The sequence below is a fragment of the Paracoccus sp. PAR01 genome, from assembly GCF_014851995.1.
Lineage (GTDB): Bacteria > Pseudomonadota > Alphaproteobacteria > Rhodobacterales > Rhodobacteraceae > Paracoccus > Paracoccus litorisediminis.
Genome location: NZ_JACVAW010000003.1, coordinates 133292 through 148798, shown reverse-complemented (window position 1 = coordinate 148798; position 15507 = coordinate 133292). Strand labels below are relative to the sequence as shown.

Below are 15507 nucleotides of genomic sequence, written 5' to 3'. Positions count from 1 at the left end.
CTCAAAGGAACCCCGACATGTCTGATCTGTCTCTTACCGGTGCTGCCACCGCTGAAAATCGGGCCGATCTTGCGGCCTTCGTCCTGCGCGCTTCGACCGGCCTGTTCTTCCTGATCCATGGCCTGATCAAGGTCTTTGTGTTCACCCCTGCCGGGACCGCCGGTTACTTCGAATCCATCGGTCTGCCCGGTGCGCTTGGCTACCTGACCATCCTGATCGAGGTGCTGGGCGGTATCGCGCTGATCGTCGGCTACCAGACCCGCTGGGTGTCGCTGGTCATGGTTCCGGTGCTGCTGGGTGCCGCAGTCTTTGGCCATGGCGGCAATGGCTTCACCTTCTCGAACCAAGGCGGCGGCTGGGAATACCCCGTGCTTTGGGCGGTGGTGATGTTCGCCCTGTCGCTGCTGGGCGACGGTGCCTGGTCGGTATCGCGTCGCAAGTGACCTTGCAGGAAATCCCCGAAAGCCGGCCTTTGGGCCGGCTTTTCGCTATGCGCATGGCAGCCTTGATTTGTCGTTCATCTGGCCAGAGCCTATTGCGGTCGGATCGAGGAGACTGAGGACATCATGGTCGAAGAATATCTGCACCGCATCCGTCACAAGGGGTTGCGCGACCGCGTGGTGAGCGCCGATCAGGCCGCCAGCCTGATCAAGGACGGCATGGTCCTGGGGATGAGCGGCTTTACCCGCTCGGGCGAGGCCAAGGCCGTTCCGCTGGCGCTGGCCGAGCGCGCCCGTCGTGAACCGCTGAAGGTCACGCTGATGACCGGCGCATCCTTGGGCAACGATCTGGACAAGATCCTGAACGACGCGCATGTGACGGCGCGGCGCATGCCCTTCATGTCGGACCCGTCGCTGCGCCGCTCGATCAATGCGGGTGAGGTCATGTATATCGACCAGCACTTGTCCGAAACGGTCGAGCAGTTGCGCACCGGCCAATTGCCCGGCGTCGATATCGCCATAGTCGAGGCCGCCGCCATCACCGAAACCGGTGGCATCGTACCGACCACCTCGGTCGGGAACTCGGCCAGCTTCGCCATTCTGGCCGACAAGGTCATCGTCGAGATCAACCTGAACCAGTCCGAGCAACTGGAAGGGCTGCATGACATCTATATCCCGACCTATTGGCCGGTGCGCACGCCGATCCCCGTCGTGACACCCGAAAGCCGCGCGGGCTTTCCCTATATCCCGATCCCGCCGGAAAAAATCGCGGCGATCGTGCTGTCGAACAAGCTGGACAGCTCATCCACGGTGACCGAACCCGATGACGGCACGCGCGCGATTGCCGGGAACCTGACCGAGTTCCTGAAGAATGAAGTCGCGCGGGGGCGGATGCCTGCATCCCTGCACCCGTTGCAGGCCGGCATCGGCAGCATCGCCAATGCCGTGATGCACGGCTTTATCGACAGCCCCTTCCACGACCTGACCATGTATAGCGAGGTCCTGCAGGATTCGACCTTCGACCTGATGGATGCGGGCAAGATGGTCTTTGCATCGGGGTCGTCGATCACCCTGTCGGAACCGAAATATGCCGAGGTCATGGGACGTTTCCAGGACTACAAGCGCAAGCTGGTCCTGCGCCCGCAAGAGATCTCGAACCACCCCGAGGTCGTGCGCCGTCTGGGTATCATCGCGATCAATACGGCGCTGGAATTCGACATCTATGGCAATGTGAATTCGACCCATGTGATGGGCACCAACATGATGAACGGGATCGGCGGCTCGGGCGATTTCGCACGGAACGCCTATCTGTCGGTGTTTGTCACCAAGTCGATTGCCAAGGACGGGCGGATTTCATCGGTTGTGCCGATGGTCAGCCATGTCGATCACACCGAGCATGACGTGGACATCCTTGTGACCGAGCAGGGGCTGGCGGATCTGCGCGGACTGGCCCCGCGCGAGCGGGCGCAACTGATCATCCGCAATTGCGTGGCCCCGGAATGGCGCGACGGGTTGCAGGATTATTTCGACCGGGCCGTGGCGCGCGGCGGGCATACGCCGCATCTGCTGGAAGAGGCATTGAGCTGGCATGACCGGCTGCGCCGTACCGGGACGATGAAGCCGGAATGAAAAAACGCCCCGCGAGATTTGCGGGGCGTCTCTTTTTCTGCGCGGTTCCAAATGGGTATTTGGAAAACGAAGAAGATCACCAGGCCGGGATGACGGCGCCCGAGTATTTCTCGGTGATGTATTTCTTGACCGCGTCCGAGTTGTAGGATTCGACCAGCGTTTTCGCCCATGCGGCATCCTTGTCGACCGTGCGGACGACGATGACGTTGGCATAGGGGCTTTCGGCCGCTTCGATGGCGATCGCGTCTTTTTCCGGGTTCAGGCCGGCTTCCAGCGCGTAGTTGGTGTTGATGATCGCGATATCGGCATCGGCCAGCGCGCGCGGCAGCTGGGCGGCGTCGAGTTCCAGGAACTTCAGGTTCTTGGCGTTCTCGGTCACGTCAAGCGGGGTGGGGACCAGACCGGTACCTTCGGCCAGCTTGATCAGGCCCTTGTCCTGCAGCAGCAGCAGGGCGCGACCGCCATTGGTCGGGTCGTTCGGCAGCGCGACCTTGCCGCCCTCGGGCAGTTCGTCGAGCGATTTCAGTTTTTCCGAATAGACGCCCATCGGGGTGGTGATGGTCTTGCCGATGGCGACCAGATCAAAGCCGCGATCTTTGATCTGGTTGTCCAGATAGGGCTGGTGCTGGAAGCTGTTCGCCTGCAGGTCGCCGTCGTTCAGCGCCTGGTTCGGCACGACGTAATCGGTGAACTCGACGATGTCGATGTTCAGGCCCTTTTCCTTGGCGACGGCCGCGACCTGTTCCATGATCTCGGCATGTTCGCCGACCGAGACGCCGACCTTGATGTCCTCGGCCGAGGCCATGCCCGCGATCAGCGCGAAGGCGGAGGTCAGGGCGGCAATGCGAAGTTTACGCATGGTTAGTCCTTTCGGGTTGGAAATTACCGAGTTCAGTTACCGGCCCCGGTTGCGGGGGGCGCGTTTGTCGAAGCGGGCGGCGATCCATTCGCCGAGGCTTTGGACCAGTTGGACCAGAACGATCAGGATGATGACGACGGCCAGCATGACTTCAGGCATGAAGCGCTGGTAGCCGTAGCGGATGCCCAGATCGCCCAGACCCTCGCCGCCGACTGCGCCGACCATGGCCGAGTAGCCGATCAGGCTGACCACGGCGAGCGTCAGGCCAAGGATGATGCCGGGCATGGCTTCGGGGATCAGCACCTTGCGCACGATCTGGCCGGGGGTCGCCCCCATGGCGCGGGCAGCCTCGATCAGGCCGGCATCGACCTCGCGGATGGCGGTTTCGATCAGGCGGGCGATGAAGGGGGCGCTCGCGATGGTCAAAGGCACGATGGCCGCCGTAGTGCCGATCGAGGTGCCCGCAATCAGCCGCGTCAGCGGGATGATCGCCACGACAAGGATGATGAAGGGGGTCGAGCGCGCCGCGTTCACGATCAGGCCCAGCACGCTGTTCAGCACCGGGGCGGACAGCAATTCGCCGCGCCGCGAGGTCGCAAGGAAGATCCCCAGCGGCGCGCCGATCAGCGTGCCCAGAGCCGTCGACATGGCGACCATGTACAGGGTTTGCAGCAGCGATTCCCACAGGATCGGGATCAGGTTAGCCGACATAGCCAAGCACCTCGGTCAGAAGGCCGTGTTCCTCGAGGAAGCGGCGGGATTCGTCGAGCCGGGCCAGCGGCAGGCCGACGATCAGGCTGCCGAAGGGCTTGTCACCGATTTCCTCGATGGCGCCGGCAAGGATGTTGACGCTGACCCCGCGCTCGGAGGTCAGGCGTGCCAGCATCGGGTCGGTGGCATGGCGGCCGGTAAAGGTGATCTGGACGACCGCCTCGGCCTGCGGGCTGTCAGGTTCGGGGCGCAGCTGACCCGCGACGAATTGCGGGACGGCGACGCCAGTGACGCCCTGCAGGAACGAACGCGTCGTCGGATGGGTCGGGCGTGAAAAGACGGCATAGGTTTCGCCGGCCTCGACGATCTTGCCGGCCTCGATCACGGCGACATGGGAACAGATGTCGCGCACCACGGCCATTTCATGGGTGATGAGCAGGATGGTCAGGCCAAGGTCGCGGTTGATGTCCTTGAGCAGGTCCAGCACTTGCCGCGTGGTGTCGGGGTCAAGGGCCGAGGTCGCTTCATCCGACAGCAGCACGCGCGGGCCGGTTGCAAGGGCGCGGGCAATGCCGACGCGCTGCTTCTGGCCTCCGGACAGTTCCGCCGGGTAGCGCGAGGTTTGCGCGGTCAGGCCGACGCGCGCGATCAGTTCCTCGACGCGGCGCGAGATGTTCAGGGGATCTACGCCCGCGATTTCCAGCGGCAGGGCGATGTTCTGCGCCACGGTGCGCGAGGCCAGCAGGTTGAAGTGCTGGAAGATCATCCCGACTTCGCGGCGGATGCCGCGCAGGGCGCTGTCAGATGCCGCGCCGACGTCATGGCCGTTGACGATGACCTGGCCCGAGGAGGGGCGCTCAAGCCCGTTTACCATGCGCAGGAGCGTGGATTTCCCCGCGCCCGAACGCCCGATGATGCCGGTGATCGCGCCTTGCGGCACGTCGAGCGCGATGTCCTGCAGGGCCACCACGTCGCCCGCCCCGCCTTTCTGCGGGTAGCGGCGCGTCACGCCCTGAAATGAGATTGCTGGCTCTGCCATGGGTCCGTCCTGAATGTCAGGCGTGACCTATGCGCGGGATGGTCGTCTTTGCAAGAGGCACTTGGCCCGCAAAACGCACATGGCGTTCCATCCGAGGGGTCCCGGATGGAACTTCTTTCCTTTTGTGCGTTTTACGCGGCGGAAAGGGCCGAAATGATCGGTCCGAAATCGGCGGCTTTCAGGCTGGCGCCACCGACCAGCGCACCGTTGACATGCGGGATGGCAAAGATTTCGGCGGCATTGCCGGGCTTGACCGAGCCGCCGTAAAGCAGCGCCATGTCCGCGCCATCGGCAAAGCGGGCCGACAGACGGTCACGCATCAGGGCATGAACCTCGGCGATCTGGTCATTGGTGGGGGTGCGGCCGGTGCCAATGGCCCAGACCGGCTCATAGGCGATCACGGTATTGGTGGCGGTGGCGCCATCCGGGATCGAACCCGCCAGTTGCGCCGCGATCACGTCCAGCGTCTCGCCCGCGTCGCGCTGAGCCTCGGTCTCGCCGACGCAGATCACGGCGATCAGGCCGGCATCATGCGCGGCCAGCGATTTCGCGGCGACCTGCGCATCGGTTTCGGCGTGATCGGTGCGACGTTCGGAATGGCCAAGGATGACGTGGCTGGCACCCGCATCGGCCAGTTGGGCTGCGGCGATGTCGCCGGTATGCGCGCCCGAGGCCTTGGCGTGGCAGTCCTGACCGCCAACGGCCAGCTTGCCTGCAGCGCGGACGACCATCGGGTGAACCAACGTGGCGGGGGGGCAGATCAGCACATCGCAACCCGCGGCGGGCAGGTCGGCCAGAAGCTGGTCGATCTGGTCCAGTGCGGCCAGAGTTCCGTTCATCTTCCAATTGCCGGCAGCGAGTTTGCGCGGGGCCATCAGCCTCTCCCTTTTTTCATCTGTTCGGACAGGGGATTAGGCCGGGCCTTCCGCGCGATCAAGTCAGCGGAAAGGATGTGTGCGCTAACGGAGGTGAAGAAAGTGTCAGACCTGCGCGCGGGTGCCTTCGATCGGGCCGAAGCTGATCGATTCACCGCAACCGCAGCTGTCGGTGACATTCGGGTTGCGGAACTTGAAGCCGGATTCCAGCAGGCCGGATTCGTAGTCGATCTCGGTCCCGAACAGGAACATCTGCGCGGTGGGCGCGATCAACACGCGGGCGGCACCCTGTTCGACGACCTCATCGCCGGGGGCGGGGGTGTCGGCCAGTTCCATCGTGTATTCCATGCCCGCGCAGCCGCCCTTCTTCAGGCCGATGCGCAGACCGCTGGCGGATTTCGCCTCCATCAGCCTGGCGATCTGGCGCTCGGCTGCGGCGGTGATGGTGACGGGGGTCTTGCCGGGGATCGAGAACATTGCGTCTTCCTTGTTCGCTGCCTTTCACATAAGGGCATGCGGGTCCCGTCTCAAGGGGTGCTTGACTTTACCCCGGTCGCGGCTATAAGCGCCGCTTCATTGGTGTTGGTGGACCCCGCAAGGGGAACCCTGTCGGGCCGATCCTTACGGGTCGAGGCCAAAGGACAACGCCCTTCGAGAAGATAACACAAGAAGGAGATCAGCGATGACCAAACGCACCGCTGCCAAGTACAAAATTGACCGCCGCATGGGCGAGAACATCTGGGGCCGCGCCAAGTCGCCGCTGAACAAGCGCGAATACGGCCCGGGCCAGCACGGTCAGCGCCGCAAGGGCAAGCTGTCGGACTTCGGTACCCAGCTGCGCGCCAAGCAAAAACTCAAAGGCTACTACGGCGACCTGACCGAGAAGCAATTCCGCCGCATCTATGCGGAAGCCGAACGCGTCAAGGGCGACACCGGTGAGAACCTGGTTGGCCTGCTCGAGCGCCGCCTGGACGCCATCATCTACCGCGCCAAATTCGTTCCGACGATCTTTGCCGCCCGCCAGTTCGTGAACCACGGCCACGTGGAAGTGAACGGCAAGAAAGTCAACATCGCCTCTTACCGCGTCAAGGAAGGCGACGTCGTCTCGATCCGTGAGCGTTCGCGTCAGTTGGCCATCGTGCTGGAAGCCGTTGCTCTGACCGAGCGTGACGTTCCGGACTACCTGGAAGTCGACCACAACAAAATGGTCGCGAACTTCGTCCGCACCCCGGCTCTGGGCGACGTGCCCTACCCGGTCGTGATGGAACCGAACCTGGTCGTCGAATTCTACGCGAAGAACTGATCCTTTTCAGTTCGCAAGGTTTCAGGGCCGTCCCTTCGGGGGCGGCCTTTTCGTTTGCGGCGCGGTCGCATGGGTATTTGAAAAACGGTGAAGCCCAAGGGTCGTGCCTGGCGGATCACAATCGGCGGAAGTCATGCAGCTGTGGATTGCAGCTTGCGGCGTGATTTCGGATGGATGGGCGCAAATCTGAACTTGGGGGATGCGATGCGGCAGGCTTTCGCACTGATGTTGATCGGAGCGGTTTTGGGCACGGGGTTGCCCGCAACGGCGCAGGAGGCTGAAGCGCCTGCGTCGGATGAGCGGCTGTGGACCTGCGAGACCTCGATCGCCGGTGAAAAGACCGAGATCAACTATGTCCGCGATGCCGAATTCCGCGAGAATGTCGGCAAGCTGGAAAAGAACCTGTCGGGTTGGGGGCGGATCACCTGTCCGGGCTATGTCTCGCTGCGCGAGATCCTGCGCCGCAACCAGATGACCGATGATGGCAGCTACTGCCTGCTATGGGACAAGGCGAGCGATACCTATGTCGGCGCGCAGGTCGGCGAACGCAAAGGCAATGCCGTTTGCCGCAAGACCTTCTGCGAGAAGGTGAACGGAGCCAAAGCCGCGACCATGCGCAGTGCCAATGATCTGGCAGTGGCCGGTTTCGATGCCGTGACCCAAAGGCCGGGGGCGACGATTCTGGCGGCGACCTCGGGCGGGGTCGTCGGGATGGCGCAGGCGGCGGGAACAGCGGCGGCCACGGCGGCGGCCGGGGTCGCAGCCTCGCCGGTGGCGGTGGGATCGCTGATGGTCGGCACGGCAGCTGCGGGCGGGACCATGTGGTATTGCGCCGACGAATGATGTGACCGGCCTTTTGCCGGGATGTGCCGTCGCGGGGGGACTGCGGCGGCATTTTCGCGTCTGATTGATTTGATACGGGCGGTGCGGGCATTGGCGCGGTGGCGACGGGAACGCGTGGTCTTGCAGGCGCGCGCCAAGCCGCTGCCGTCGAGGCCTGTCCGGTGTCGGGGCGGCGATTGTTCGACTCGGGTTGCCATGCGATAATTTGTCGCCGGATGTTTCTGGCGATTGGGCAAGGTCACGGTCTTGGATCCGAACGCGAAGGCGATCTACGATCTGTACGAGAATGGAAAAGGCCGCCGCTACGGGCTTCTCTTTGGGGTCAATGGCGGCGCCTATGCGCTGGTCGGGCTGCTCATCGGGAAGGATGCGCGGCTGGACGCCTTGACCTGGTCGCCCTTGACGGTCTGGGCCTTTGTCCTGATCCCGATTGCCATGATTATTTATACATGGCTGATGTATCAGGATATTCTGGCCTTCGGGATGAAAATGAGGGGCTATGCCCAAGAACTCGAGCGTGACCCGGACATCTTCGGTCCCGCGGGCGTCGCGCATCTGCGCTATGTGTGTCTGCTTTTCGCGGTCGCTTGGGCGATGGCGGCCGTGCTGGCTTGCGTTGAAATGTCCTAGGCTTGCCCGTTCGCCCAATGCAAAAGGCCCCGGATTTCTCTGGGGCCTTTGTCGTTTCGGGTGATGCGGATCAGGCTTTCGCCAGGTTGCGCAGCACGTAATGCAGCACGCCGCCGTTTTCGAGATATTCGATCTCGACCTCGGTATCGACGCGGGCCTTCAGCTGGATCACCTTTTCGGTGCCGTCGGCGTATTTGATCGTCGCCGGGACCAGCGAGAGCGGCTTGAAGTCGCGTTCGAGGCCGTCGATCGATACCGTTTCGGTGCCCTTCAGGCCCAGCGTCTTGCGATTGTCGCCGCCGGTGAACTCGAAGGGAATGACGCCCATGCCGACGAGGTTCGAGCGGTGGATACGCTCGAAGGATTCCGCGATCACGGCCTTCACACCCAGCAGGTTCGTGCCCTTGGCCGCCCAGTCGCGCGACGAGCCGGCGCCGTATTCGATGCCGCCAAAGATCACCAGCGGAATGCCCGCGTCCTTGTAGGCCATCGCCGCGTCATAGATCGAGGTCTGCGCGCCATCGGGGCCGGTGGTATAGCCGCCCTCGACGCCGTCCAGCATCTCATTCTTGATGCGGATATTGGCGAAGGTGCCGCGCATCATCACTTCGTGGTTGCCACGGCGCGAACCGTAGCTGTTGAAGTCCTTCGGCGCGACCTGCCGCTCGGTCAGGTAGACACCCGCGGGCGTCGTTGGCTTGAACGAACCGGCGGGCGAGATGTGGTCGGTGGTGATCATGTCGCCCAGCAGCGCCAGAACGCGCGCGCCGGCGATATTGTGGATGGCGCCCTTTTCCTTGCCCATGCCCTGAAAATAGGGCGGGTTCTGGATATAGGTCGAGGCTGCGGGCCAGTCATAGGTCTCGCTGTCGGTGACCTTCACGGCCTGCCAGCGCGCGTCGCCTTTGAAGACATCGGCATATTTCGACTGGAACATCTCACGCGTGACGATGGTATCGACCAGTTCGGCGACTTCCTTCGAGGTCGGCCAGATGTCTTTGAGGAAGACCGGCTTGCCATCGGCGGTATGGGCCAGCGGCTCGGTGGTCAGGTCGATATTCATGTCGCCCGCGATGGCATAGGCCACGACCAACGGCGGCGAGGCCAGATAGTTCGCGCGCACGTCGGGCGAGATGCGGCCCTCGAAGTTGCGGTTGCCCGACAGGACCGAAACTGCGACCAGATCGTTCTCGTTGATCGATTTCGAGATTTCGGGCTGCAAGGGACCCGAGTTCCCGATGCAGGTGGTGCAGCCGAAACCGACAAGGTTGAAGCCAAGCGCGTCCAGATCTTCCTGCAGGTTCGCGGCCTTGAGGTATTCCTCGACGACTTGGCTGCCGGGGGCCAGCGAGGTTTTCACCCAAGGCTTGCGGGTCAGGCCAAGGGCGCGCGCCTTGCGGGCGACCAGACCCGCAGCCATCAGCACATAGGGGTTCGAGGTATTGGTGCAGGAGGTGATCGAAGCGATCACAACCGAGCCGTCATGCAGCTTGTAATCCTGACCGTCGACCGCGCCTTCGTTATAGCCCTCGTGGTGGCCCGCCAGATCAGACGGGGCGGGGGCGCCGCCTTCCGAGTTCCAGCGCCTTTCGCCATTCGCGGTGGGTTCCGGCAGCTTGCGGGTGTCGCAGATGTATTTGCGGAATTCCAAAGCCGAGTCGGTCAGCGCGACGTGATCCTGCGGACGTTTCGGACCCGAGATGGCCGGGACGACCGATCCCTGATCCAGTTCCAGCGTCGAGGAATAGACCGGCGCGTAATCCGCCGTGCGCCAGAAGCCGTTCGACTTGGCATAGGCCTCGACCAGAGCGATGCGCGATTCCTCGCGGCCGGTCTGGCGCAGGTAGCGCAGGGTCTCGTCGTCGATCGGGAAGAAACCGCAGGTCGCGCCGTATTCCGGGGCCATATTGGCGATGGTGGCACGGTCTGCGAGCGGCATATGGTCCAGACCCTCGCCGTAGAATTCGACGAATTTGCCGACCACGCCGTGCTTGCGCAGCATCTGGACGACCTTCAGCACCAGATCGGTGGCGGTCACGCCCTCGGTCAGCGCGCCGGTGATCTTGAAGCCGACGACTTCGGGGATCAACATCGAGATCGGCTGGCCCAGCATCGCGGCCTCGGCCTCGATCCCGCCGACGCCCCAGCCCAGAACGGCAAGGCCGTTGACCATGGTTGTGTGGCTGTCGGTGCCGACCAGCGTGTCGGGATAAGCCACTTCGACGCCGTTCTGATCCTTGTCGGTCCAGACGGTCTGGGCCAGATATTCAAGGTTCACCTGATGGCAGATGCCGGTGCCCGGCGGAACCACGCGGAAGTTGTTGAACGCGTTCTGGCCCCATTTGAGGAAGGTGTAACGCTCCATGTTGCGCTCATATTCCAGTTCGACGTTCTTCTGGAAGGCGCGGGGGGTGCCGAATTCGTCGATCATCACCGAGTGGTCGATGACCAGATCGACCGGGTTCAACGGGTTGATCTTTTGCGCGTCGCCGCCAAGGGCCTTGATGCCGTCGCGCATAGCGGCAAGGTCGACCACCGCTGGAACGCCGGTGAAATCCTGCATCAGGACGCGGGCCGGACGATAGGCGATCTCGCGCGGGTTCTTGCCGCCGAGTTTTGCCCATTCGGCGAAGGCCTTGATGTCCTCGACGCTGACGGTGCGGCCAGCGTCCTCAAAGCGCAGCAGGTTTTCCAGTACGACTTTCAGCGAGGCGGGCAGTTTCGAGAAATCGCCCAGTCCGGCCTCGGTTGCGGCGTCGATCGAATAATAGGCGACGCTTTGTCCGCCCACTTCAAGCTGGCGGCGCGTTTTCGCGGTATCGGTTCCGATTTCGATGGTCATGACTCGGCTCGCTTTCCTTGTATCAAGGTGGCTGATTGGCGGTGTCATCCCGAGATGTGCCCCTTTTCCAAAGACGGATCAAGAGGCCCGGGTAAGATTGTATGCTATTGTATACCGTTAAAATGCTGCAAGTGCAAGATGTGGGTTTAACGCAACGATCACGTCTGCCGCACCGCGACCTAACAAAGCATTGATTTGAGAAGACTGCGAGACAAGCGTTAGGTGAGGCGGGACGGAAATATCGGGAACTGCGGGAATTATGGCTTTTGGCATGGCACTGGGCGGCACGCCTTTCGGCGGCTGGCGGCGGACGGAACATCGGACCGGTCTGCGCCGCAGGTTGACCGTGCTGGCAGTGATCGCAAGCGCTATGATCGCCCAGCCTGTGCTGGCGCAGGATGCCGGTCCGGGCGACTCGCCGATGGGCGGTGTGTCGGACGGCGGACATGTGGGCGAGGGCTGGGGCGACAGTCCGATCGGCGATACGGCGACAGCGGACGTCTCCGGCAGCGATGACGGCCAGATCGGGCTGATCGAGGCGCCCGAAGGTGCAAACCACACCAGCCCCGCGACCTCCGATCTGAATGTCGGAACGATCGACGATATGGACGGCCTGCCCGCCTTTGCCGAACGCCGCACCGCACAGGGCAGGGGCCGGATGGTCGGGCCGATCGGGCATCCGCCCGTGGTGGTCGAGCTGTTCACCTCGCAGGGGTGCTCGTCCTGCCCGCCCGCCGATGAGATGCTGAACGACCTGGCCGAGCGTGACGACATTCTGGCCCTGTCATGGCATGTCGATTACTGGGACTATCTGGGCTGGGCCGATGATCTGGCCCGCCCCGAATTCACCCTGCGCCAGCAGGCCTATGCCCATACCTGGGGTGAGCGTGCGATCTATACGCCGCAGATGGTCGTCGGCGGCGCGGATACGCTGATCGCCGTCCGTCCGGCCGAGTTGATGGCCCTGATCGAAACCCAGATGGCCCGGCCCGCGCCGGTTCTGGTGACCTCGGCCCCGCAAGGCGAAGGCTTCCAGATCGACCTGACCCCGCGAGAGCCGATCCGCAACCGCGTCGCCATCCTGCTGGTGCGCTACCTGCCCGAGCGCCAGATCGAGATCCGCGCCGGGGAAAATCGCGGCATGCAGGTCACCTATCGCAATGTCGTCCTTGCCGCCGAGCGCGTCGGCGAATGGGACGGTCGCGCGCCGCTGCGCATGACCGTTACCGCCGAGGGGCCTGCCGGTCAGGACTTCCCGCCCGAAACCCGCCACGCGATCCTTGCGCAGGAAACCAGCAACGATGCCAAGGGGCGGGCCTCGGGTCCGATCCTTGCCGCGATCCGGCTGGACTAGACCGCGCGGCATTAGTGGGCCAGAACATGGCCCGACCGACAGAGATATCCCGAGGCCGAGATGACCGAACCCCGCAAGATCAAACCCTGGCTGAAAGCCACGCTGGAACTGGGGCCGCTGGTTCTGTTCTTTGTCGTCTTCATGCGGATGCGAGAGCAGACCATCACCATTGCGGGCACGGAATATTCCGGCTTCATCTTTGCCACGCTGGTATTCATCCCGGTGCTGGTCGCCTCGACGCTGGCGCTGTGGCGGCTGACCGGGAAGCTTGCGCCGATGCAGATCGCCACGCTGGTTCTGGTCGTGGTGTTTGGCGGGCTTTCGGTCTGGCTGAACGATCCGAAATTCTTCAAGATGAAGCCCACGATCATCTATCTGATCTTCGCGGGCCTGCTGGGTGCCAGCCTTGCGCTGCGCCGCAACTGGCTGGGACTGGTCATGGCCGAGGCCCTGCCGATGAGCGATGCGGGCTGGCGCATCCTGACCGGGCGCATGGCGCTGCTGTTCCTTGGACTTGCTGTCGCCAACGAGTTTGTCTGGCGCAATATGTCTGAGACCGCCTGGGTCAACTTCAAGACCTTTGGCCTGCCTTTGCTGATGGTCGGCTTCTTCATCCTCAACGCAAAGTTGTTTGAACGCCACGCTTTGCCCAAAGACGGCGAATAAGCGCGACGCGCTCTTGCGCCACTTCCTGCGCGGGGGTAACCGGACATCTTACGCACAGGAGTCCGCCCCATGACCGATAAGCCTTTGCATTCGCGCACGCGCGCCGTCCATCACGGCATCCGCCGTAGCCAGTATGGCGAGATGGCCGAGGCTTTGTTCATGACGCAGGGCTTCTCCTATGACAGCGCCGAACAGGCCGAGGCACGCTTCATCAAGACCGGCCCGGACGAGTTCATCTACGCCCGCTATGGCAACCCGACCTCGCGCATGTTCGAGGATCGCATCGCCAATCTGGAGGGGGCCGAGGACGCCTTCGCCACCGCCAGCGGCATGGCGGCGGTCAATGGCGCGCTGATGAGCTTTGCCAAGCCGGGCGATCACATCGTCTCGGCCAAGGCGCTGTTCGGCTCGTGCCTGTATGTTCTGGACGTTCTGGCCCGTTTCGGGGTCGAGGTCACCTATGTCGACGGCACCGATCTGGACCAGTGGCGTGCCGCCATCCGTCCCGACACCAAGGCCATCTTCTTCGAATCCGTTTCGAACCCGACATTGGAAATCGTCGACATTGCCGGTGTTTCCGAACTGGCCCATGCGGTCGGTGCGCTGGTCGTGGTCGACAATGTCTTTGCCACGCCGGTCTTTTCGCGCGCGATCGAGCAGGGGGCCGATGTCGTGGTCTATTCCGCGACCAAGCATATCGACGGTTCGGGGCGTTGCCTTGGCGGTCTGATCTGCGGCACCCGCCAATTCGTACGCGAAGTGGCCGAGCCCTATCTGAAGCATACCGGCGGCGCGATCAGCCCCTTCAACGCATGGATGATGCTGAACGGCATCGCCACCATGGACCTGCGCGTGCGCGCCCAGACGCAGACCGCGCTGGAATTCGCCGCCGCCCTGCAGGGTGATGGCCTGAAGGTGATCTATCCCGGCCTTGAGAGCCACCCGCAGCACGATCTGGCACTGCGCCAGATGGGGGCGGGCGGCACCATGGTTGCGGTCGACACCGGCAGCAAGGACGCGGCCTTCGCGGCGATGAACCGGATGAACATCTTCCAGATTTCGAACAATCTGGGCGATGCGAAATCCATCGTCACCCATCCGGCGACGACCACGCATCAACGCCTTGCGCCCGAGGTGCAACTGGGTCTTGGCATCACGCCGGGTCTGCTGCGCCTGTCGATCGGGCTTGAGGATGCGGGCGACCTGATTGCCGACTTCCGGCAGTCCCTGGCCTAAAAGCCATTACGCAACGTCATGGGGCGGTTGCGCCGCCCCTTTATTTTTCGGACCCAGACCCCAGATTGTTCCCGACCTGCCAACGGAGACGACGATGACCGAGGCCCGCCCCATTGCGACCGACCGCGCCTATCCGGCGCTGTCACGTGAATACCCCGCGGATTTTCGCGTCGATGACGGCTATAAGGCCAGTCTGCCAGATCTGCAGAATGGCCCGGCCAGCCTGATCGTGGGTGCGCGCGCCCCGATCCAGCACGTCGGCATCTCGAATTTCCGCCTGCCGATCCGCTACCAGACCCGTCCCGATTCCACCCATGAATGCGGTGAGATCACGCTGGAGACCAGCGTCACCGGCACGGTCAGCCTTGAGGCCGACCGCAAGGGCATCAACATGAGCCGCATCATGCGCTCGTTCTATGCCCATGCCGAAAAGCGCTTCTCGATCGGCGTGCTGCAAGCGGCGCTGGACGATTACAAGACCGATCTGGAAAGTCTGGATGCCCGCATCCAGATGCGCTTCAGCTTTCCGATGCGGGTGGAATCGCTGCGTTCGGGGCTGAGCGGCTGGCAGTATTACGACATCGCATTGGAATTGGTCGAACGCGCCGGTCAGCGTTTGCAGATCCTGCATCTGGACTATGTCTACAGCTCGACCTGCCCTTGCTCGCTGGAACTGTCCGAGCATGCCCGCCAGATGCGCGGGCAGCTGGCGACGCCGCATTCGCAGCGCTCGATCGCGCGGATTTCGGCGGTGATCACCGGCGATCACCGCATGTGGTTCGAGGATATGGTCGAGCTTTGCCGCGACTCGGTGCCTACCGAAACGCAGGTCATGGTCAAGCGCGAGGACGAGCAGGCCTTTGCCGAACTCAACGCCGCCAACCCGATCTTTGTCGAGGACGCCGTGCGGGCCTTTGCCGCCGGGCTGATGGCCGATCCGCGCATCGGTGATTTCCGCGTCGTGGCCAGCCATCAGGAATCGCTGCATTCGCATGACGCCGTCTCGGTGCTGACGCAGGGCGAGACCTTTGCCCATGTCAGCCTTGACCCCTCGATCTTTGCGGGCCTGCGGGCGTGATG

At 63.2% G+C, this 15507-nt stretch carries 15 protein-coding genes; 9 read left to right on the top strand and 6 right to left on the bottom strand.

Annotated elements, in window-relative coordinates; genetic code table 11:
• The first annotated feature begins 17 nt into the window (after window positions 1-17).
• Entirely contained in the window at window positions 18-443 is a 426-nt protein-coding gene (locus IB235_RS08215; protein ID WP_192336340.1) for a DoxX family protein, read from the top strand.
• A gap of 123 nt (window positions 444-566) precedes the next feature.
• Entirely contained in the window at window positions 567-2069 is a 1503-nt protein-coding gene (locus IB235_RS08210) for an acetyl-CoA hydrolase/transferase family protein (protein ID WP_192336339.1), read from the top strand.
• Between the two features lie 76 nt (window positions 2070-2145).
• On the opposite strand, the gene IB235_RS08205 is transcribed toward IB235_RS08210, so the two are convergent.
• From IB235_RS08205 to IB235_RS08185, 5 genes are all read right to left on the bottom strand, one after another.
• Window positions 2146-2928 (bottom strand): MetQ/NlpA family ABC transporter substrate-binding protein, encoded by a 783-nt coding sequence (locus IB235_RS08205; protein ID WP_155039627.1) that lies wholly within the window; start codon window positions 2926-2928, stop codon window positions 2146-2148.
• Window positions 2929-2964: 36 nt separating this feature from the next.
• The gene (locus IB235_RS08200; protein WP_192336338.1) at window positions 2965-3639 is read right to left on the bottom strand and encodes a methionine ABC transporter permease; all 675 of its coding nucleotides are present in this window, start codon (window positions 3637-3639) and stop codon (window positions 2965-2967) included.
• Window positions 3629-4678, bottom strand: coding sequence for a methionine ABC transporter ATP-binding protein (locus IB235_RS08195; protein ID WP_155039625.1), 1050 nt, complete (start codon window positions 4676-4678; stop codon window positions 3629-3631). Before IB235_RS08195 ends, IB235_RS08200 begins: the two co-directional genes overlap by 11 nt.
• 131 nt (window positions 4679-4809) lie before the next feature.
• Window positions 4810-5553, bottom strand: coding sequence for a triose-phosphate isomerase (gene tpiA / locus IB235_RS08190; RefSeq protein ID WP_192336337.1), 744 nt, complete (start codon window positions 5551-5553; stop codon window positions 4810-4812).
• Window positions 5554-5658: 105 nt separating this feature from the next.
• Entirely contained in the window at window positions 5659-6030 is a 372-nt protein-coding gene (locus IB235_RS08185) for an iron-sulfur cluster assembly accessory protein (protein WP_155039623.1), read from the bottom strand.
• A gap of 205 nt (window positions 6031-6235) precedes the next feature.
• Between IB235_RS08185 and rpsD the strand changes: the two genes are divergently transcribed.
• From rpsD to IB235_RS08170, 3 genes are all read left to right on the top strand, one after another.
• Window positions 6236-6856: a 30S ribosomal protein S4 gene (gene rpsD, locus IB235_RS08180; protein WP_155039622.1), complete on the top strand. Its 621-nt coding sequence runs from the start codon at window positions 6236-6238 to the stop codon at window positions 6854-6856.
• Between the two features lie 204 nt (window positions 6857-7060).
• Window positions 7061-7699, top strand: coding sequence for a hypothetical protein (locus IB235_RS08175; protein WP_155039621.1), 639 nt, complete (start codon window positions 7061-7063; stop codon window positions 7697-7699).
• Window positions 7700-7927: 228 nt separating this feature from the next.
• Entirely contained in the window at window positions 7928-8329 is a 402-nt protein-coding gene (locus IB235_RS08170) for a hypothetical protein (RefSeq protein WP_192336336.1), read from the top strand.
• A gap of 70 nt (window positions 8330-8399) precedes the next feature.
• Here IB235_RS08170 and acnA read toward each other — a convergent pair whose 3' ends face one another.
• Window positions 8400-11171 (bottom strand): aconitate hydratase AcnA, encoded by a 2772-nt coding sequence (gene acnA, locus IB235_RS08165; protein ID WP_192336335.1) that lies wholly within the window; start codon window positions 11169-11171, stop codon window positions 8400-8402.
• A 259-nt stretch (window positions 11172-11430) separates the two neighbouring features.
• Between acnA and IB235_RS08160 the strand changes: the two genes are divergently transcribed.
• The 4 genes from IB235_RS08160 (at window position 11431) to folE2 (ending at window position 15505) form a co-directional block, all read left to right on the top strand.
• Window positions 11431-12525, top strand: coding sequence for a thioredoxin family protein (locus IB235_RS08160; RefSeq protein WP_192336334.1), 1095 nt, complete (start codon window positions 11431-11433; stop codon window positions 12523-12525).
• A gap of 60 nt (window positions 12526-12585) precedes the next feature.
• The gene (locus IB235_RS08155) at window positions 12586-13191 is read left to right on the top strand and encodes an inner membrane-spanning protein YciB (protein ID WP_192336333.1); all 606 of its coding nucleotides are present in this window, start codon (window positions 12586-12588) and stop codon (window positions 13189-13191) included.
• Window positions 13192-13260: 69 nt separating this feature from the next.
• Window positions 13261-14427, top strand: coding sequence for an O-succinylhomoserine sulfhydrylase (gene metZ, locus IB235_RS08150; RefSeq protein WP_192336332.1), 1167 nt, complete (start codon window positions 13261-13263; stop codon window positions 14425-14427).
• A complete protein-coding gene (gene folE2 / locus IB235_RS08145; protein WP_370576849.1) occupies window positions 14399-15505 on the top strand; it encodes a GTP cyclohydrolase FolE2 in 1107 nt (368 codons plus the stop codon). The genes metZ and folE2 overlap by 29 nt, the downstream gene beginning before the upstream one ends.
• Window positions 15506-15507 lie beyond the last annotated feature (2 nt).

Excerpts from the sequence above, each read along its gene's own strand:
- IB235_RS08215 (WP_192336340.1), top strand. The coding sequence starts at position 18 with ATGTCTGATCTGTCTCTTACCGGTGCTGCCACCGCTGAAAATCGGGCC.
- IB235_RS08210 (WP_192336339.1), top strand. The coding sequence starts at position 567 with ATGGTCGAAGAATATCTGCACCGCATCCGTCACAAGGGGTTGCGCGAC.
- IB235_RS08205 (WP_155039627.1), bottom strand. The coding sequence starts at position 2,928 with ATGCGTAAACTTCGCATTGCCGCCCTGACCTCCGCCTTCGCGCTGATC.
- IB235_RS08200 (WP_192336338.1), bottom strand. The coding sequence starts at position 3,639 with ATGTCGGCTAACCTGATCCCGATCCTGTGGGAATCGCTGCTGCAAACC.
- IB235_RS08195 (WP_155039625.1), bottom strand. The coding sequence starts at position 4,678 with ATGGCAGAGCCAGCAATCTCATTTCAGGGCGTGACGCGCCGCTACCCG.
- tpiA (WP_192336337.1), bottom strand. The coding sequence starts at position 5,553 with ATGGCCCCGCGCAAACTCGCTGCCGGCAATTGGAAGATGAACGGAACT.
- IB235_RS08185 (WP_155039623.1), bottom strand. The coding sequence starts at position 6,030 with ATGTTCTCGATCCCCGGCAAGACCCCCGTCACCATCACCGCCGCAGCC.
- rpsD (WP_155039622.1), top strand. The coding sequence starts at position 6,236 with ATGACCAAACGCACCGCTGCCAAGTACAAAATTGACCGCCGCATGGGC.
- IB235_RS08175 (WP_155039621.1), top strand. The coding sequence starts at position 7,061 with ATGCGGCAGGCTTTCGCACTGATGTTGATCGGAGCGGTTTTGGGCACG.
- acnA (WP_192336335.1), bottom strand. The coding sequence starts at position 11,171 with ATGACCATCGAAATCGGAACCGATACCGCGAAAACGCGCCGCCAGCTT.
- IB235_RS08160 (WP_192336334.1), top strand. The coding sequence starts at position 11,431 with ATGGCTTTTGGCATGGCACTGGGCGGCACGCCTTTCGGCGGCTGGCGG.
- IB235_RS08155 (WP_192336333.1), top strand. The coding sequence starts at position 12,586 with ATGACCGAACCCCGCAAGATCAAACCCTGGCTGAAAGCCACGCTGGAA.
- metZ (WP_192336332.1), top strand. The coding sequence starts at position 13,261 with ATGACCGATAAGCCTTTGCATTCGCGCACGCGCGCCGTCCATCACGGC.